Here is an 18,727-nt window from a genome sequence, read left to right on the forward strand (position 1 = left end):
TAGATGTTAGATGTTAGAAAGCTAAAATTTTTACATAAAAAAGCCATCTCAAAGAGATGGCTTTTTTATATTATTTTTATAAATTCGATTATAAATCTTTCGCTTCCATAATCAATTCAGCTAAGTCTTTTACCATAACCGTTGATTCTTTTTCGAAGTGTTTTACACCGTCTGTCATCATTGTATTACAAAATGGACAACCTGTTGCGATAATGTGCGGCTCTTTCTCTAAAGCCTCTTCTGTACGTTCTACATTGATGTCTTTGTTTCCTTTTTCTGGTTCTTTGAACATCTGCGCTCCACCAGCACCACAACATAATCCACGTGTTTTGCAACGTTTCATTTCGACTAATTCGGCATCTAATTTTTCGATTAATTCACGAGGCGCTTCATACACATCGTTACCGCGACCTAAATAACAAGGATCGTGGAAAGTGATTCGTCTTCCTTTGAATGTTTCAGAACCTTCTAATTTCAATTTACCTTCGTTGATTAACTGTTGTAAATATTGAGAATGATGCAAAACCTCATACTCTCCACCTAAACTTGGATATTCATTTTTCAACGTATTGAAACAATGTGGACAAGTTGTAACGATTTTTTTCACTTCGTAAGCATTCAGAACTTCAATATTCATCATAGCTTGCATTTGGAAAACAAATTCGTTACCAGCACGCTTTGCAGGATCACCTGTACACGATTCTTCTGTTCCTAAAACGGCGAATTCTACGCCAATATTATTTAAAATTTTAACGAATGCTCGTGTTATTTTTTTAGCTCTGTCATCAAAACTTCCGGCGCAACCAACCCAAAACAAAACTTCTGGTTGTTTGCCTTCGGCCATATATTGAGCCATTGTTTTAACTGTAATATTTGACATATTTTTTTGTAGTCTTTGTGTTATTTGAATGGATTTGGTTTAATGTTTTCCATCATCAAAAACTTGAATCGAAACATTTTTTTCAACCAAATCTGTAAATTTACCATTGTATCGTGTCGCTTTTACTAAATGGTTGTCAACCCAATGATAATTTCCTCCACGAGGTTTTCCCATTAAAAGTCCATGGTATTTGAAACCATGTTTTTTCAACCAAATTTCTGTGTACTCACGATGTTCTTCTGTACGTGATGTAAAAAATGTGATAATATGTCCTTCGTCGTACCATTTGTTTAATGTTTCTAAAGCATCTGGATATAATTCTGCTGTTAGCATACGTTCTGGTTCTTCGTTTGGAATATCATCGCAAATTGTTCCATCAATGTCAATTAAATAATTTTTAACATTTTCTGGTAAAATAGGACTTACTCTTTCTCCGTTTTCAATTTTTTCCTCTAAGAAATTTTCCATGTGTGCTGTGTTTGTGTGTTATGTACAAAAATTAATAGTTCTTTGAGAATGAGTAATTGTATTTTACAATTTTAATCGTTTGCCCAATTCAATCTATCCGCATTGTTAAATTGCCAAGGAGCTCCATTGTTTTCGACATTTGTCATCATCATGTTCAACTCGTTTGGTGCAGCAGATTGTTCCATTACCAAATAACGACGTAAATCAACAATAATTGATAACGGATCGATATTTACTGGACAAGCCTGTGTACATGCATTACAAGATGTACATGCCCATAATTCTTCTGGTGAAATGTAATCGTTGACAAGCATTTTACCATCATCCACAAAACTTCCGTTTGCATCGATGTTTTTACTTACTTCTTCTAAACGATCACGAGTATCCATCATAATTTTTCGAGGAGATAATTTTTTCCCTGTCAAATTTGCTGGACATTCAGATGTACAACGCCCACACTCCGTACATGTGTAGGCATTCAATAATTGTACTCTGTTTAAATCAAAAATATCTTTTGCTCCAAATGTTTCTGGCTCTCCCTGTGGTTCGGCAGGTGCTGTGTAAGGATCTGCATTTGGATCCATCATCATTTTTACCTCATCTGTTACAGATTGTAAATTATTGAATTCTCCTTTTGGTTCTAACTTAGAAAACCATGTGTTTGGAAAAGCCAAAATGATGTGTAAATGTTTTGAATAATATAAATAATTTAAGAAAAAGAAAATTCCAATAATGTGAAACCACCAAGCTGCTCTTTCTATAATTGTAATAAATGTAATGTCATTAAATTGACTAATAATTGGCGCTGTTAACCAAGATGAAATTGGAAAAGATCCTGTTTCGATATAATGAGTTGCACCCATTTTTTGTAACACTTGATCTGCACCGTTCATTGTAAACAAAGCCAACATAAATGCAACCTCCATAATTAGGATATAATTAGCATCGTCTTTTGCCCAGCCTTTCATTTCTGGTTTCCAGAAACGCCCAACTTTCACAAAGTTTCTTCTACAGAAGAAAATGATACACGAAACCATCACCAAAAAGGCTAAAATTTCGAAAAATCCAATCATTCCGTTATAGAAACCTCCTAAGAAACTTAGAATACGGTGTGTTCCGAATACACCATCGATGATAATTTCTAATACTTCGATATTGATTAAAACAAATCCTACATAAACAAAGATATGTAGAATACCAGCAAGAGGACGAACAGTCATTTTACCTTGTCCTAAAGCTACACGAGCCATCGTTTTCCACCTTTCCGCAGGATGATCGAAACGATCGATTTCTTTTCCTAATTTGATGTTACGTATAAGCTTCTTTACGTTTTGTGCAAAGAACCAAATACTTCCTATCATAATTAGAAGAAAGATTACATTTGGAATGTACTTCATCATTTTTTATTAGTCTTTTTGTGAGTTTTGAGTATTTAATTTTAGTTTTGATTTTATGGCTGAACTGGTTGCTTTTTACCAAAAACAGAGATGTTCACATAACGACTTGGGTTTTTCTTTAAGTCTGTTACCAATTCATTCATATTTTTGATTGTTGCTTCAAGTTCGTTAGCAAGCGTTTCATCTTTTGCTAATTTTCCTAAAGAACCTTTTCCATTGTTCATATCTTCTAACAATGTATTTAAGTTTTTAGACGCATTTTCAAAATTCTTAATCACTTGATCTAATTCTAACGCGTTTAATTTATCCGCAGTTTTTCCAAATTTGTCAACCGTAGCTTTTGCAGAAGCCATTGTAGCACTTGCATTGTTAAGCGTTGTGTTCAATGTCTTTTCGTTTGTTTTGATCAAATTATTTGCACTATTTGATGTTGCAGTCAACGATTGCGCTGTTTTGTCGAACGAATCAATTGTATGATTCAAGTTTCTCAACATTGCTTTAATATCTTGTTGAGTTGACGGATCCAAAACATTGTTTACACTTCCTAATGTTTGATTAAAACTTAATAAAACACTATCTAACTTTGCTTGTGTTGGCGTTAATTGTTTCGTCAAACCATCTAACATTCCGCCTGCAATACGACCTTGTAAATAATCACCATCTTTTGCTACATCTGGTCCATAGTCTAATAAAAGTCTAACTTCTGGTCCAGACATAATTCCTGGTTCGTAAATTTCTGCAATTGTTTTTTTCGAAAATTGAATATCTTTTTCGACAGAAATCACGACTTCAAAATAGATAGGTTTTGCAGTATCTATAATTTTAATTTCTTTCACCTGACCAACTCTCAAACCGTTTACAGAAACAGGTTTAGAAGGAGCTAATCCGCTTACATTTTCGTATTTTACAGTAAACAAACGTCCTGATGAAAAAATATTTTGACCTTTTAAGAAATTGAATAGCATGAAAAAACCTACTAAGGTTAAGATGGTAACAACTCCTATTTTTAATTCTTTAGATAACTTCACTTGTTATGATTTTATGCAAAAATAAAATTTAATTTGTAAAGAAACATTTTATATTACGTTTACATTGGTTCTTCACCATTAAATGTAACGATAAAGGCGTTTCTAAAACCTTTGTCTTGTACTTGTTTCAATGTTTTTTGAGCAGATTCCATTGTTTTATCAGAGCCATAATAATATTTCTGAAGTCCACCTTCTTTTACTCGCAACACATTTGTCAATCCATTAAATTTTTCGTCTTTGTCTTTATATTTTTTATTTGATGTCATAAACTGAACACGATAATTTTTACCACCTTCTAATTTTTTATTCGTTTCAAATTCTACAATTTTTGCACCAGAAAATCCTTTACGTTTTACCGTTTGCAACAAATCATCTGCACGAGATTGTAAATCTGTTTCTCCGTAATAATACACGTAATTATCACCTTCCTGAATTACATCTAAATCTGTTAAACCTCTTAATTGCGGCGAAGTTGAAGAAAATTTCATTTTAGACTCCATTACCCTTACCTTCAATTTTTTTCCTTCTACAGGTTTTTCAACTTTTTTAACTGGTTTAGGTTTTTCGTCCTCGTCCTCTACTCCACTTCTACGATCATATTCTTTTTTGAATTGTTTAAAAGCTTCATAAATTGTAGTCGTCGTTTTATCTTTTCCTTCGTCTGATGCTAAAAATGTTCCTTCATCATAATTCGAAATAAATCCTAACTCTACCAAAACAGAAGGAGAAGCATTTCCTCTCAACACGTGAAAATTTGCTTGTTTAACACCTCTACTTTTTCTGAAATCACGATTTACGAAACCTTTTTCTACCAAATCTGCAAAACGAATAGATTGTTCTTTATAAGCTGCATTCATAATCTCAAAAGCGATAACCGCTTCCGGATCATTTGGATTAAATTTTTCGTAACGTTCTTGATCTTTCTCTAAAAACACAACCGAGTTTTCACGTTTAGAAACTTCATCTGTTTCGTTAGATCTTTTCAATCCCATTACAAATGTTTCTGTTCCTGTTGCGCTTTTGTTATCAGCCGAATTACAGTGAATCGAGACAAATAAATTCGCATGATTATCATTTGAAATTCGTGTACGTTCCCATAATTCTAAAAAAATATCTGTATCACGTGTTAAAACAACTTTAACATCTTTGTGATTTTTCTTAATTAACTCCGCTAATCTTTTCGAAACATCTAACGTGATATTCTTTTCATAATCAGCGACTCCCCTTGCTCCAGCATCATGTCCACCATGACCAGCATCAATAACAATTACAAAATTTTGCTTTTTTTGTGCAAATGAAAATGTAGAAAATACCATCATCATCGCAAAAAATAAATACTTTTGTATGTTAATCATTTTTAAACTCATACTATAGGTTTGTTTTTTTGATTAATTTTGACGCAATTTATAAAAAATAAGTTTTTCAATTTGTTTACAAAGGCAATTAAATCGATTTTATTTTTTAGTCCAGTTATGGTTTGCACCGTTTCTTTTGGACAAGTTAAGCAAAATAATAACGATAAAGATCACTCTAAGATAGTTTCTGATTCAGTAAAATTAGATACTATTATCCCTGTAAAAGAGAAATTAGAGTTTGTGGTAGAGCACAATTCCGAGGACGAAATACATAATCGTAAAAAACGTATGACTTACCTTTTGCGTAAGGCACATGTAGTTTACGGCGATATGACTATTGATGCAGATTATATCGAACTAAATTGGGATACAGGTGATGTATATGCCGAAGGTAAGCGCGATTCTATTGGGAATATTATTGAAAAAACTAAGTTTACACAAGGTCAACAAGAAATTTTGCAAGATGCTTTCAAAGTAAATTTCAAAACGAAAGTTGGAATTGCGTATAACATTCGCATGACGCAAGAAGATGGAATCATCATTGCTGATAAAGCGAAACGTGTCAATGATTCGGTAATGTTATTAAAACGTGCCGATTTTACAACGGATACTTATTTTAAAGAAGGAAAAGATACTCGACCAGATTATTTTCTTCGTGCCAAAGAAGGAAAAATGATTGATAAAAATGGTAAGAAAACATTGATTACCGGACCTATCAATATGTGGATTTATGACGTACCGACACCCTTAGCATTACCATTTGGTTACATACCAGCGATGGGTGCAAAACGTGCCGCAGGTATTTTGATGCCTCGCCCAGGTGAACGTACAAATCTTGGTTTCTTTATCGAAGATTTAGGATTTTATGTTCCATTTGGAGATAATTTTGATTTAAAACTTTCGGGGGATGTTTATACAAAAGGTAGTTGGGCTGCTAGAGCCGAGTCTACCTATAAAAAACGTTATAAATACAATGGACGACTTGCAGCCAATGTAGAAAATCGCTTAACTGGTATCAAAGGTCTTACAGAAGGTTCTAATGCGTTTTCTAAACAAAATATGTTTGGTGTAATGTGGTCGCATAGCCAAGACCCAAAAGCAAATCCATATTGGTTATTCAATGCCAATGTTAACTTTTCGAGTTCGAAATATTACCGTGAATCTGTACGAAATCAATACATCAATACTGGACAAGTTTTTACAAACAACGTCAACTCGTCTATCAACTTAACAAAAAACTTTGAGAATGCACCTCTAACAGCTCAATTGAGTATGTCGCACTCTCAAAACTATAATACTGGAGATATTAACATTGCATTTCCTCGTTTCAATTTGACAATGTCTCGTATTTTCCCTTTTGCAAAGAAAAATATGCCAAAAGAAGGTTTAATTCAAAATCTTGGTTTAACGTATAGTATGCAAGCAGGAAATGAAGTTAACACCAACGACAAAGATATTTTTACAGACAAAATGTGGAAAGATCAAATGCGAATGGGAGCCAATCACAAAATTGGTTTGCAAACAGGTATTACACTTGCTAATTATTTCCCATTAACACTTTCTTCTGACTATAATGAAGTTTGGGGTGATAATCGTTTGATTAAAAATTACAATTCTGTTAACGGAAAAGTAGAAGACACAACATTGAAAGGATTCAATTCTTATCGAACATTTAATTTCAATGCTTCTGTTTCAACAAATATTTATGGATTATATCTTAATCCAAATAAAGATGCTAAGATTTTAGGAATTCAGCACGTAATTACACCATCTATTGGTTATAGTTATACACCAGATTTCCAAAGTCAATCTTGGGGATATTATAAAGCGTATCAAAACCAAAATCAAGAAGAAGTTTGGTACAACCAATATCAAAACATGTTATATGGTGTATCAATTCCTGGTTTAACAAATTCATTAAACTTTGGGCTTTCGAATAACTTGGAGATGAAAATCAAAGATTCAAATGATCCGAAAGGTTTCAAAAAAGTGAAGATTTTTGAATATTTACGTTTGAGTTCATCTTATAATTTCTCTGCGGATGAATTTAAACTTTCTCCAATTAGTATTAATGGAATGACATCTTTGTTTGATAGAAAAGTTAATGTACAATTCTCATCAACTGTTAATCCATATAAAATTCAACGTTACATTAATGCTGAAGGAAGTGAAGTTGCTCAATACATTGATGAACTTGGCTTAGGAAATCTTCGTATTTCGAATATGACATTAGGAACTGGTTATACTTTTGACAATAGTACATTTGGTGGAAAACGTTTCGATGCCAAGAACTATAAAAAGCGTGGAACAGTTCGTGATGAAAATTTCTATTATGACAGCGACAATTATGCTCAATTTGCTATTCCTTGGAGTTTAACAGCTAATTTAAGTTATAATTATAGCAAAGGAACAGAACGAAAAGGAAGTAGCACAGGCTCTATTGCAATGAATGGTAAAATTTCGCCAACACCATATTGGGCAATTTCAGCAAATGCAACTTACGATTTCATCAAAAGTGAAATTACTTATGTACGTTTTGGTTTTGAAAGAGATTTACGAAGCTTTACCTTATCATTCAACTGGACACCAATGGGAACATATAAAAGTTATGATTTCTTTATCGGAATCAAAGCATCAATCTTACAAGATTTAAAATACAACGATAGATCAAGACTTAATTACTAAAAAAATATTAATATGAAAAAACAAATCGTTCATACAGAAAAAGCACCTCAAGCAATTGGACCTTATTCACAAGGTGTAAAATACAACGGATTTATTTACACATCAGGACAAATTCCTTTTAATGTAGAAAAAAATGAATTGGTTACAACAGGTATTCAAGATGAAGTTCATCAAGTGATGAAAAATGTAATTGCAATTTTAGAAGCGGGCGGAACAACAATTGACCAAGTTGTAAAAACAACAATTTTCGTTAAGGATTTAAATGATTTCAATGCAGTTAACGAAGTTTATGCTTCTTATTTTAATGATGAAAATTATCCTGCACGCGAATGTGTAGAAGTTGCTCGTTTACCACGCGACGTAAATGTTGAAATTTCTGTAATCGCCATTGCAGACTAATAAAATATTATGCTAAAAGACAAAACTGTATTAAGAAACACAATTGCTGTAATAGTAGGATTAGCTGTTATCTATGCTATCATACAATTTGGTCTTATATACAACGCGGATAGATTAGGATGGGACGACAAAGTTTTTCCGGAATGGAGACACATCATCAAATATTTTTCGCACCAAGAAGGGAAAAAATTCGAAGTTCAATTTTTTGGATCAATGCTAGCAATTAGTGGAATTGCAGCTTTAGTTGGAGGTGTCATAACAGCACTTATCGTAAGAAGAGCTAAACAAGCTTACACGATGTTTGTAGGTTTTATTGTGTTAATCGTTGCTTTAGGCGACGTTCTTATCACGCCTTATCACCCAACTTGGTACGAAATTGCGATCTGTCCAGTTTTATTCTTTTCATCATGGATTGGAGGTTTAATTGTAGATTTGATTTACAAGAAGTTTTTCAAAAAATACAAACCGTCCAGCCAATCATATTAAACTAAAATTATGTCTGAAAAAGATAGAAAAATTAGAGTTGCCATTTCGATTGGTGATTATAACGGAATCGGAATTGAGGTTATCTTAAAAACCTTACAAGAAAAAGAAATAACTGAGTTTTTTACACCTGTTATTTTCGGTTCAACCAAATTATTATCGTATCAAAAAGATCGTTTAAAATTTGACCGAATCAATTTTCAAGGTATTCAAGATGCAAATCAAATTGTAGACGGAAAGATCAATGTGGTTAATCTTTGGAAAGATCAAATTGATGTACACTATGGTAAAGTAACCAAAGAAGCTGGTGAACACGCTTATCAATCATTAAAAGCGGCTGCAAAATCTGTTTCAGATGGTTTTACAGATGTTTTGGTAACGGCTCCAATTAATAAAGATAACATTCAGTCCGAAGAATTTCATTTCCCAGGTCATACCGAATATTTAGGAGAAGTTTGGGGAGGAAAACCTTTGATGTTCTTAGTTTCAGAGAAATTGAGAGTTGGTTTAGTCACGCAACATATCCCGATTAGCGAAGTTGCAAAACAAATTAATTCAAAATCTGTTTATGCAAAAATTCAACAAATTCATAAAAGTTTGATTGAAGATTACGCTATCAGCAAGCCTAAAATTGCTGTTCTTGGGCTTAATCCTCATGCAGGCGATAATGGTCTGTTAGGATCAGAAGAAAAAGAAATTATTTCGCCTGTTATCGAGCGTTGCATTAACGAAAATCAATTAGTTTTTGGACCTTATTCGGCAGATAGTTTTTTCAATCCAAGTAATTTAGACGCTTTTGATGCTGTTTTGGCCATGTATCACGATCAAGGATTGGTTGCTTTCAAAACAATTAGTTTTGATGAAGGAGTTAATTATACAGCTGGATTAAAATTTGTACGAACTTCGCCAGATCATGGTGTGGCTTACGACATTGCAGGAAAAGGAATTGCAAACGAAGAATCATTTAAGGAAGCTATTTTTTCAGCGATCGAATTATATAAAAATCGAAACGAATACCAAGAGCTAACAAAAAATGTATTGCAACATATTCCTCTAAAATTAGAAAAAGGCGATAATAAAGAATAAAAATTTAAAATAAGTTGCAAAGAGCTATTAATTTTAAATAAATTAGATTATCTTTGCACACCTTTTTGTGGTATGAACAAGTTAAAAAATTATAATATTGTATTTACAAGCTTGCCTTTTGGTAAGAGTGATTTTACATTCGAATTATCACAATCGTTCTTTGATTTATTTGAAATTGAGCAAGATTTTGACAATCCTAATTTAATTGCAACAATTATTTTAGATAAAAAATCGACAATGCTTGAGTTAGAAATCAGCTTAAAAGGAGACATTACAGTTCCTTGTGATTTGACTGGAGAATTGTTTCAGCAAGAAATTTCGAATAATGCAGAATTAATTGTTAAATTTGGCGACGAGTTTGACGATACTGATTTTGAGATGTGGGTAATTCCAAGAGAAGAATACCAAATCAATGTTGCACAAGTTCTTTATGAATTGGCAATGCTATCAGTNNCAGTACCAACAAAACGAATTCATCCCGATGTCTTGAATGGCAAAAGCGATTCTGAAATGATTGAATTGTTAGACCAATACAGCATTTACGAATTAGACGAAGATGCAGAAGACGAGCATAATGATGAAGACAACAATGATGACGATGACGATAATAACGACATTGATCCTCGTTGGGCAAAATTGAAAGATTTGAAACCTTAATTGGTTTTTATTATTAAAATAAATTATAGAAATAAAGAAAAAAAAGTAGTTAGATATGGCACATCCTAAGAGAAGACAGTCGTCAACAAGAAGAGATAAACGTAGAACACACTACAAAATCGAAGCTCCACAATTAGCAATCGATAAAACAACAGGTGAAGCACACTTATACCACAGAGCTCACTGGTCTGACGGAAAATTATACTACAAAGGAAAAGTAGTATTAGAAAAAGTACAAGAAGTTACTGAATAATATAATCTTCGAAAGATTTTGAAGCTGTTTCTAAAAAGAAACAGCTTTTTTTATTTTTTTTTCAATACCTTTGAAGTCGTTTTATAGAAAACAAACATAAAAGGTCAAATAAAAAACCGCATTATATGGACATTAAAGACATTCAAAATTTAATTAGATTCGTATCAAAAGCAGAAGTTGCTGAAGTGAGCATCAAACAAGATGACATCGAAATCAAAATCAAAACTTTAGCAAGCGTACCTGCACAAGTTGCATCTCAACAAATTTATGTACCACAAGCTCCTGTAGCACAAGTTGCAGCACCTCAAGCAGCAGCTGCACCAGCAAATAACTCTACTACATCAACAGAAGAAGAAAACAGTAATTTAATTACAGTTAAATCTCCTATGATTGGTACTTTCTACCGTTCTGCAGGACCAGGTAAAGAACCTTTTATTAATGTAGGTGATGCTATTGCTCCAGGTAAAGTTTTATGTATTGTTGAAGCAATGAAATTATTCAACGAAATCGAATCAGAAGTTTCTGGAAAAATTGTAAAAATCTTAGTGGACGACGCTAGTCCAGTTGAGTACGATCAACCATTATTCTTAGTTGATCCAGCTTAATCAATTATATCTAAAAAATTATGTTTAAGAAGATATTAATCGCTAATAGAGGAGAAATTGCAATGCGTATTATACGTACTGCAAAAGAAATGGGAATCAAAACGGTTGCTGTTTACTCTAAAGCTGACGAGACATCTTTACACGTACGTTTCGCAGACGAAGCTGTGTGTATTGGTCCTGCTCCAAGTAAAGATTCATACCTTAAAATCTCTAATATCATTGCAGCAGCAGAAATTACTGACGCTGATGCTATTCACCCAGGATACGGATTCTTAGCAGAAAATTCTAATTTCTCTAAAATTTGTGCTTCTAACGGAATCAAATTTATTGGAGCTTCTGCTGACAATATTGACCGTATGGGAGATAAAGCAAACGCAAAAGCAACAATGAAAGAAGCTGGAGTTCCTGTTGTACCAGGATCTGATGGTTTATTAGAAAGTTATGAAGAAGCTTTAGAAATTGCTCGCGAAATTAAATACCCTGTAATGATAAAAGCTACTGCCGGTGGTGGTGGTAAAGGTATGCGTGCGATTTGGAAAGAAGAAGATTTATTACACGCATGGGATTCTGCTCGTGCCGAAGCTGCAGCAGCTTTTGGTAACGACGCTATGTATATGGAAAAATTGATCGAAGAACCACGTCATATTGAGTTTCAAGTTGCATCTGACCAAAATGGTAAAGCTTGTCACTTATCAGAGCGTGATTGTTCTATTCAACGTCGTAATCAAAAATTAGCAGAGGAAACTCCATCTCCAATCATGACAGACGAATTACGTGAGCGTATGGGAGATGCAGCCATCAAAGCTTGTGAATATATCGGTTACGAAGGTGTTGGAACAATTGAGTTCTTAGTAGATAAACATGGAGATTTTTACTTTATGGAAATGAATACTCGTATCCAAGTAGAGCATCCAATTACTGAGCAAGTAACAGGTTTCGATTTAATTCGCGAACAAATTATGTTAGCGAATGGTGAACCTATCTCTGGTCAAAATTATTATCCAAACGGACACTCTATTGAATGTCGTATCAATGCAGAAGATCCTTACAACGACTTCCGCCCTTCTCCAGGTAAAATTACAAATATTAATATTCCTGGTGGTAATGGTGTTCGTGTAGATACACATTGTTATGCTGGATATTCTATTCCACCGAACTACGATTCTATGATTGCAAAAATCATTGTTACTGCACAAACGCGTGAAGAAGCAATTGCAAAAATGAAACGTGCGTTAGGAGAATTTTATATCGAAGGTATCAAAACTACAATTCCTTTCCACTTACAGTTGATGGACAACCCAGATTTTATCGCGGGTAATTACACAACTAAGTTTATGGAAGATTTTGTTTTTGACGAATCTTACGCAAATTACGGAGAATTATAAGAAATTAAATTTTCGAAATATTAAAAATCCAGAACGAATGTTCTGGATTTTTTTATGTCATTGTGTCAGTAAAAATCAAATGGCTTAATTGTTGAAAATATCACCTCAGAAAAATAGTAAATAATCAATTCAATCATTCCATCTAAAATCAAAATCTCAAGTATTTGATAAGATTCGATCCGAATTGTTAATTTATAGTGAATGAATTGATTGTAATATTACTTTTTACTATTAAAAATCATTAATAATTTATACATTTGCACTCCAAATTTAAGGTAGATGAATATTACTAAAAATACAACAGACAAATTAAACGCAGTATTAACTGTAACTGTTGATAAGGCAGATTATCAAGAAAAAGTAGTTGACGTATTGAACCAATACAGAAAAACAGCTAACATCAAAGGTTTCCGTAAAGGACAAGTTCCAATGAGTTTTGTAAAAAAACAATACGAACAAGCTGTTGTTTTTGATACAGTTAACGAAATTTTACAAAAAAGTGTATCTGAATACATCAACACAGAAAAATTATCAATCTTAGGAAATCCAGTTCCAGTAATGAAAGATGTTGATTGGGATGCTGATCAATTATCATTTGATTTCGAATTAGGATTAGCTCCAGAATTTGATGTTGATTTATCTAAAGTAGAAGTTGACAGCTACAAAGTAAAAGTTGCTGACGACGAAATCCAAAAATATGTAGATAATTTCGCTGCTCGTTTTGGATCATTAAAATCTTTAACTGAAGCTGAAGCTGAAGCTGTATTGAAAGTAGAAGCTGCTGTAGAAGGGCAAGAAGCTAAACCAACATTTATCCGTTTAGAAGAATTGAAAGATGCTTCTGCATTTATCGGTAAAAAAGCTGGTGATGTTGTAGAAGTAAATTCTAACGATATTTTTGACACTGCTGAAGAAGCTGCACAACAATTGAACACAGAAGTTTCTGAAGAAGGAACTAACGTTACGTATACAATCAAAGAAATTAACAAAGCTGAAAAAGCTGAAGTTAACCAAGAATTATTTGATAAAGTTTATGGAGAAGGAGCTGTAGATTCAGAAGAAGCTTTCCGTAACAAAATCAAAGAAGAGTCAGAAAACATGTACAACAAAGAATCTGACAAACAAATTATCAATGATGTTGTAGCTAAATTATTAGATACAGTTCAATTTGATTTACCAACAGAATTTTTAACAAAATGGTTAATCACTTCTAACGAAAATGTAACTTCTGAAGAGCAAGCGAAAGAAGAATTGGTAAAAATGGACAAAGGTTTACGTTACCAATTAATCGAAGCTAAAATTGCTGAAGTTAACAATGTAGAAGTAAATGCTGAGGAAGTAAAAGAAGCTGCTTTTGCTGCAATCAAAGATCAATTAAAAATGTACGGTCAAACTTCTATTCCAGAAGAAACATTACAACAAATTGCAATGTCTGCTTTACAGAATCAAGAAGAATACAACCGTTTATCATACCAAGTGTTTACAGACAAAATGTTAGACATCTTCAAAAACAATGTAAAATTGAACGAGAAAGAAGTAACATTTGACGAGTTTGTTGACATTATTACAGAAAAAAATAAAGAATTAGCAGAAGCTTAATCACTTCTAAAAAATTCTTTATACCTTTCATTTAAAATCTAAATTTAATAATGAAAAACGTAGGAGAAGAATTTAAAAAATATGCGCTGTTAGACAAAGGAATTAGCTCTTTACATATGGAGAGTTACATCCAAAATACAACGCCTTACATCGTTGAAGAAAGAAAATTGAACGTTGCACAAATGGACGTTTTCTCTCGTTTGATGATGGACAGAATCATCTTTTTAGGAACAGGAATCGATGATCAAATTGCCAATATTATTCAAGCGCAATTATTGTTCTTAGAAAGTGTGGATGCGACAAAAGACATTCAGATTTATGTTAACTCACCAGGTGGTGGTGTTTATGCTGGATTAGGAATTTACGATACAATGCAGTTAGTAAAACCAGACGTTGCAACAATTTGTACAGGAATGGCAGCTTCTATGGGAGCAGTTTTATTATGTGCAGGTGCAGCAGGAAAACGTTCGGCACTTAAACATTCTCGCGTGATGATTCACCAACCTTTAGGAGGAGCTCAAGGACAAGCTACTGATATGGAAATTACATTAAAGGAAATCTTGAAATTGAAAAAAGAATTATACGATATTCTTGCAACTCATTCTGGTCAAACTTTCGAGCAAATCGAAAAAGATGGTGAACGTGATTACTGGATGACTTCACAAGAAGCAAAAGAATATGGAATGATTGACGAAGTTTTATTACCTCGTAAATAATTTTAAATTCAATACAAATACAAAAAAAGGATACTCAAAAATTTGAGTATCCTTTTTTCATTTACAAATACTTAAAAATTTGTAAAACAATAAGAATGAAGCATAAAAAACAATAATCTAAAATAAGATAATTTCATCCTTTATTTTACCATAATTTATACTGATAGAAATTAACAAATAAATATTTTCTATCTAAAAGAAAATAAATACCTTTGCATCTTAATTAAGTATAGAAAATTGGAAGAAAATAAGTGCTCTTTTTGCGGAAAAAGCAGAAACGAAGTAAATATTTTAGTGTCTGGAATCGACGGTAATATTTGTGATAATTGCATAGAACAAGCTCATGGTATAGTTTTAGAAGAATCGAAATTTAACGAAAATAACAATTTAATAAAACCATTAACGCTAAAATCTCCGAAAGAAATTAAAGAGTTTTTAGATGATTACGTGATTGGTCAAGACCAGGCAAAAAAAATATTGTCGGTTGCGGTATACAATCATTACAAAAGAATATTATTAGACAAAGAAAATGATGTAGAGATTGATAAATCTAACGTTATTTTAGTTGGAGAAACAGGAAGTGGAAAAACATTATTAGCAAAAACAATTGCTAAATTATTGAATGTTCCATTTGCAATCGTTGATGCAACTGTACTTACAGAAGCTGGATATGTAGGAGAAGATGTAGAAAGTATTTTGACGCGTCTTTTACAATCTGCTGATTATAATGTAGAGCTTGCCGAAAAAGGAATCGTATTTATTGATGAAGTAGATAAAATTGCACGTAAAAGTGACAATCCATCTATTACACGTGACGTTTCTGGAGAAGGTGTACAACAAGCTTTGCTTAAAATTTTGGAAGGAACTATTGTTAACGTGCCACCAAAAGGAGGACGTAAGCATCCTGATCAAAAATTTATAGAAGTTAATACAAAAGATATTTTGTTTGTGGCTGGTGGAGCTTTTTCTGGAATAGAAAAACACATTGCAGATCGTTTGAAGAAACACGTAATTGGTTTCAAGAATGAGGATCACAAAGAAATCGAAAATCTTTTGGATGAAGTAAATGCACAAGATTTGAAAAACTTTGGTATCATTCCAGAATTAATTGGACGTTTACCAATTATTACGTATCTTAAAGCATTAGATAAAGAAGCGATGAGAGCTATTTTGACAGAACCAAAAAACTCTCTAATGAAACAATATACAAAACTTTTTGCCCTAGACGGAAAAGAGCTTGTAGTGACGGACGAAACCCTAAATAGAATTGTAGACCGTGCCAATGAACTGGGTTTAGGAGCTCGAGGATTGCGAGCAGTTACGGAAGAAATCTTTACTGATTTAATGTATAACATTAAAGATTTACCAGAAAAAGTTATAATATAATCTATTGTATAGTAACTTATTAATAAATATTTTTATATTTGTAATGAAATTATTTTTTAATTTTAATAAAAACCTACCAAAATAACATAATTTATGAAAAAGAATCTACTTGCTTTATTCGTACTTGGTGCGATATATAGCGCTTCTGCGCAAGATACTTATATAGGTAATAAAGCTATTGTTAAAGTTAACGCTAATACATTGTTTTATAACGGAGGGAATGTTACTTTAAATGCTGATAAACCAATAGTTACTGCAGATACCATAGTCCGTAATCAAGGGAATATTCAAATTCAAGGTAATTTCAATAATCCTTCTTCAAGTTCTACAGGAGATGAGTTTATAAACTATTGGTCTGCCCTTAATAATTATGGACAAGTTATTATCAATGGTAGCAATTCGTCTACTAAAGGCAAATTAACAATGCAAAAGAAGTCAGTGAATTCGGCTTCTATTCAACAATATCCTATGTCTATTCCTTATCAAGGAAATGTAGAAACTATTAGTAATTCATTTATTGGTACAAATTTTAGAGGAAATTGTCAAGTTGATCAATTATGTAATCAACGTAGTTGGATGACATTATTTATTTGGAATAATCATAACATTGTAAATGATGCTGTTGTAACTGGAACTACCTTAAAACCTGGTAGCTATTACTTATTAAATATTATTTCTAACACAGGTTTAAATACTTTTTTTGATGGAAATAAAAAGGTTACTTATAGAGGTGTACCAGCTCCAGAAAAAGCTACTTTTTCTAATTTAACAACTGTTATTCCTAATTCTACAGATACTGCTTTTCCTACTTTACCTTACTCTGATTGGAAAAATCTAACGAATAAATATAACGAGTTGTATTGGACTTATTTAGGTACAAATGATGGTGATTTTACATCTAAAACATTTGGAAAAAATATGTTTAGATTTGGAAATCCATTTACATCAAATATTGATTTATCAGTTGTCTCAAATTGGTTAACTTTTAATAGTGGTTCATCTACTAAGAATTTTGAGGTCATAAAATTAGCTCCAGGTTATACCCATAATTGGACTAATAATGGAGGTTCTTCTAATAATAGTACAGGACAAACTCAATATCTAAGTGCTACTTATACAAATAATGTTTGGGCTGGTAGTGCTGAAGCTGTTTTAGTTAGACCATTTGAAATGTTTAGACTAAAATTTAATCCTACTGATGATAAATTAGTAAACATAAATGTTAATTTAGATACTAATATCAAAACATTTAATCAATCAGCATCAGCAACAAGTGGTAGTTTATCTAAATCTTCTAATCAGTTCTATCAATTAGAAATTGCATTAGTTGATCAAGATGATAATATTCTATCTGAATTAGCATATTTATCTACAAGTAATGACTTTGAAACTGGTGCTAATTTTAATAAAGGATACGGCTCTAAAATGTCTTTATATGAAGAAGATACTAATGGTGATATTATTTATAATGCAGAAACATTAGTTAATACTTTTAATACAGATTACATAGCTAAACCATTGCATTTAAACTTATATGACCTTTCAAAAGACAAAGAAATTAAGTTAAAATTTAATTTGAAAGAAAATAATATATTCGAAAATAATATTCAAAATTTAAGTGATGGGAGCTCGTTTTATGTTTATGATAAATTAAACAAAACATATACTGAAATTGATTCTTCTACAGAAATTAAATTTTATTTTGATAAAGACTTATCTGATAGATTCACTTTCTTTTGGAAAGAGACTCCAAATAAATTAGCCACAGATGATTTAAGTAAATCACAAGCTACTATAGTATATAAATATAATACTAATTCATATAAACTAAGATTTGAAAAGTCGAAGACATCAGTTGACTTCGAAATATATAATTTAGCTGGTGCTAAAATTGGATCACAATCAAAAGTTAGTACTCAAACAGACGCTAACTTGACTTTCCCTACTAAAGGTATGTATGTCATTAAAGTTATTTATAATGATGGAAGTACAAAAAGTTTAAAAGTTTTAGTTGATTAAGCCTAACCTAACAATAGATATTATGAATATAATCAAGTTACTTATAATTTCAACACTTTTTGCTTCAAATTTATTATTTGCTAGCAATACAAGTGGAGCAAATGAAACAATTAATACAGACGTAGCCCCACCAACTCCTTATGCTAGAGAAAATGACGGAATAGGTGGCAACGGTCCAACACCTATTGATGATTACGCACCTATTTTAATTGTTACAGCTGTAACAATTGCAGGCTATTTTTCCTACAGACAAAGACAAATTATTAAAAAATAAATTCATACTTTTAAACCTCAATCAATTGATTGAGGTTTTTTTATTATATCAA

18 protein-coding genes are annotated in these 18,727 nt (G+C 32.2%); 13 read left to right on the plus strand and 5 right to left on the minus strand.

The genetic code is table 11. The features are described 5' to 3' along the window. Positions 1 to 88: 88 nt before the first annotated feature. From B2217_RS08855 to B2217_RS08875, 5 genes are all read right to left on the minus strand, one after another. On the minus strand, positions 89 to 880 hold the full coding sequence (locus B2217_RS08855) for a (Fe-S)-binding protein (protein WP_038332021.1): 792 nt from the start codon (positions 878 to 880) through the stop codon (positions 89 to 91). 39 nt (positions 881 to 919) lie between these two features. Next, the gene (locus B2217_RS08860) at positions 920 to 1,348 is read right to left on the minus strand and encodes an LNS2 domain-containing protein (protein ID WP_125348737.1); all 429 of its coding nucleotides are present in this window, start codon (positions 1,346 to 1,348) and stop codon (positions 920 to 922) included. A 71-nt stretch (positions 1,349 to 1,419) separates the two neighbouring features. Continuing rightward, complete coding sequence (locus tag B2217_RS08865) at positions 1,420 to 2,745, minus strand: (Fe-S)-binding protein (RefSeq protein ID WP_291122386.1); 1,326 nt, start codon at positions 2,743 to 2,745, stop codon at positions 1,420 to 1,422. A gap of 53 nt (positions 2,746 to 2,798) precedes the next feature. Continuing rightward, a complete protein-coding gene (locus tag B2217_RS08870) occupies positions 2,799 to 3,773 on the minus strand; it encodes an MlaD family protein (protein ID WP_038332017.1) in 975 nt (324 codons plus the stop codon). A gap of 59 nt (positions 3,774 to 3,832) precedes the next feature. Beyond that, positions 3,833 to 5,128 carry an N-acetylmuramoyl-L-alanine amidase family protein gene (locus B2217_RS08875; RefSeq protein ID WP_257467976.1) on the minus strand — a complete coding sequence of 432 codons (1,296 nt, stop codon included), beginning with the start codon at positions 5,126 to 5,128 and terminating at the stop codon, positions 3,833 to 3,835. A gap of 72 nt (positions 5,129 to 5,200) precedes the next feature. Between B2217_RS08875 and B2217_RS08880 the strand changes: the two genes are divergently transcribed. From B2217_RS08880 to B2217_RS08940, 13 genes are all read left to right on the plus strand, one after another. After that, positions 5,201 to 7,813 (plus strand): putative LPS assembly protein LptD, encoded by a 2,613-nt coding sequence (locus B2217_RS08880; RefSeq protein WP_180906859.1) that lies wholly within the window; start codon positions 5,201 to 5,203, stop codon positions 7,811 to 7,813. 12 nt (positions 7,814 to 7,825) lie between these two features. After that, positions 7,826 to 8,212, plus strand: a complete 387-nt coding sequence (locus B2217_RS08885; RefSeq protein ID WP_125348731.1) for a RidA family protein — start codon at positions 7,826 to 7,828, stop codon at positions 8,210 to 8,212. Between the two features lie 9 nt (positions 8,213 to 8,221). After that, positions 8,222 to 8,698 (plus strand): hypothetical protein, encoded by a 477-nt coding sequence (locus B2217_RS08890; protein WP_180904996.1) that lies wholly within the window; start codon positions 8,222 to 8,224, stop codon positions 8,696 to 8,698. A gap of 9 nt (positions 8,699 to 8,707) precedes the next feature. Next, positions 8,708 to 9,781, plus strand: coding sequence for a 4-hydroxythreonine-4-phosphate dehydrogenase PdxA (gene pdxA, locus B2217_RS08895; protein ID WP_180904997.1), 1,074 nt, complete (start codon positions 8,708 to 8,710; stop codon positions 9,779 to 9,781). Between the two features lie 237 nt (positions 9,782 to 10,018). Then, positions 10,019 to 10,438: a YceD family protein gene (locus tag B2217_RS08900; protein ID WP_422653376.1), complete on the plus strand. Its 420-nt coding sequence runs from the start codon at positions 10,019 to 10,021 to the stop codon at positions 10,436 to 10,438. Positions 10,439 to 10,493: 55 nt separating this feature from the next. Continuing rightward, positions 10,494 to 10,691 (plus strand): 50S ribosomal protein L32, encoded by a 198-nt coding sequence (gene rpmF, locus B2217_RS08905; RefSeq protein WP_019975824.1) that lies wholly within the window; start codon positions 10,494 to 10,496, stop codon positions 10,689 to 10,691. 125 nt (positions 10,692 to 10,816) lie between these two features. Next, a complete protein-coding gene (gene accB / locus B2217_RS08910) occupies positions 10,817 to 11,296 on the plus strand; it encodes an acetyl-CoA carboxylase biotin carboxyl carrier protein (protein WP_180904999.1) in 480 nt (159 codons plus the stop codon). 20 nt (positions 11,297 to 11,316) lie between these two features. Beyond that, complete coding sequence (accC, locus tag B2217_RS08915) at positions 11,317 to 12,681, plus strand: acetyl-CoA carboxylase biotin carboxylase subunit (RefSeq protein ID WP_180905000.1); 1,365 nt, start codon at positions 11,317 to 11,319, stop codon at positions 12,679 to 12,681. Between the two features lie 279 nt (positions 12,682 to 12,960). Beyond that, entirely contained in the window at positions 12,961 to 14,280 is a 1,320-nt protein-coding gene (locus tag B2217_RS08920) for a trigger factor (protein ID WP_180905001.1), read from the plus strand. A 50-nt stretch (positions 14,281 to 14,330) separates the two neighbouring features. Beyond that, a complete protein-coding gene (clpP, locus tag B2217_RS08925) occupies positions 14,331 to 14,996 on the plus strand; it encodes an ATP-dependent Clp endopeptidase proteolytic subunit ClpP (protein WP_038331995.1) in 666 nt (221 codons plus the stop codon). Between the two features lie 237 nt (positions 14,997 to 15,233). After that, positions 15,234 to 16,382, plus strand: a complete 1,149-nt coding sequence (gene clpX, locus B2217_RS08930; protein WP_180905003.1) for an ATP-dependent Clp protease ATP-binding subunit ClpX — start codon at positions 15,234 to 15,236, stop codon at positions 16,380 to 16,382. A 93-nt stretch (positions 16,383 to 16,475) separates the two neighbouring features. Continuing rightward, positions 16,476 to 18,401: a T9SS type A sorting domain-containing protein gene (locus tag B2217_RS08935; protein WP_180905004.1), complete on the plus strand. Its 1,926-nt coding sequence runs from the start codon at positions 16,476 to 16,478 to the stop codon at positions 18,399 to 18,401. Positions 18,402 to 18,423: 22 nt separating this feature from the next. Then, positions 18,424 to 18,675, plus strand: coding sequence for a hypothetical protein (locus B2217_RS08940; protein WP_180905005.1), 252 nt, complete (start codon positions 18,424 to 18,426; stop codon positions 18,673 to 18,675). Positions 18,676 to 18,727 lie beyond the last annotated feature (52 nt).

Origin of the sequence: Empedobacter sp. UBA7620 (assembly GCF_002484185.1) — a bacterium.
In the GTDB taxonomy this organism is placed as follows: domain Bacteria; phylum Bacteroidota; class Bacteroidia; order Flavobacteriales; family Weeksellaceae; genus Empedobacter; species Empedobacter falsenii_C.

Excerpts from the sequence above, each read along its gene's own strand:
- B2217_RS08855 (WP_038332021.1), bottom strand. The coding sequence starts at position 880 with ATGTCAAATATTACAGTTAAAACAATGGCTCAATATATGGCCGAAGGC.
- B2217_RS08860 (WP_125348737.1), bottom strand. The coding sequence starts at position 1,348 with ATGGAAAATTTCTTAGAGGAAAAAATTGAAAACGGAGAAAGAGTAAGT.
- B2217_RS08865 (WP_291122386.1), bottom strand. The coding sequence starts at position 2,745 with ATGAAGTACATTCCAAATGTAATCTTTCTTCTAATTATGATAGGAAGT.
- B2217_RS08875 (WP_257467976.1), bottom strand. The coding sequence starts at position 5,128 with ATGATTAACATACAAAAGTATTTATTTTTTGCGATGATGATGGTATTT.
- B2217_RS08885 (WP_125348731.1), top strand. The coding sequence starts at position 7,826 with ATGAAAAAACAAATCGTTCATACAGAAAAAGCACCTCAAGCAATTGGA.
- B2217_RS08890 (WP_180904996.1), top strand. The coding sequence starts at position 8,222 with ATGCTAAAAGACAAAACTGTATTAAGAAACACAATTGCTGTAATAGTA.
- pdxA (WP_180904997.1), top strand. The coding sequence starts at position 8,708 with ATGTCTGAAAAAGATAGAAAAATTAGAGTTGCCATTTCGATTGGTGAT.
- rpmF (WP_019975824.1), top strand. The coding sequence starts at position 10,494 with ATGGCACATCCTAAGAGAAGACAGTCGTCAACAAGAAGAGATAAACGT.
- accB (WP_180904999.1), top strand. The coding sequence starts at position 10,817 with ATGGACATTAAAGACATTCAAAATTTAATTAGATTCGTATCAAAAGCA.
- accC (WP_180905000.1), top strand. The coding sequence starts at position 11,317 with ATGTTTAAGAAGATATTAATCGCTAATAGAGGAGAAATTGCAATGCGT.
- B2217_RS08920 (WP_180905001.1), top strand. The coding sequence starts at position 12,961 with ATGAATATTACTAAAAATACAACAGACAAATTAAACGCAGTATTAACT.
- clpP (WP_038331995.1), top strand. The coding sequence starts at position 14,331 with ATGAAAAACGTAGGAGAAGAATTTAAAAAATATGCGCTGTTAGACAAA.
- B2217_RS08935 (WP_180905004.1), top strand. The coding sequence starts at position 16,476 with ATGAAAAAGAATCTACTTGCTTTATTCGTACTTGGTGCGATATATAGC.
- B2217_RS08940 (WP_180905005.1), top strand. The coding sequence starts at position 18,424 with ATGAATATAATCAAGTTACTTATAATTTCAACACTTTTTGCTTCAAAT.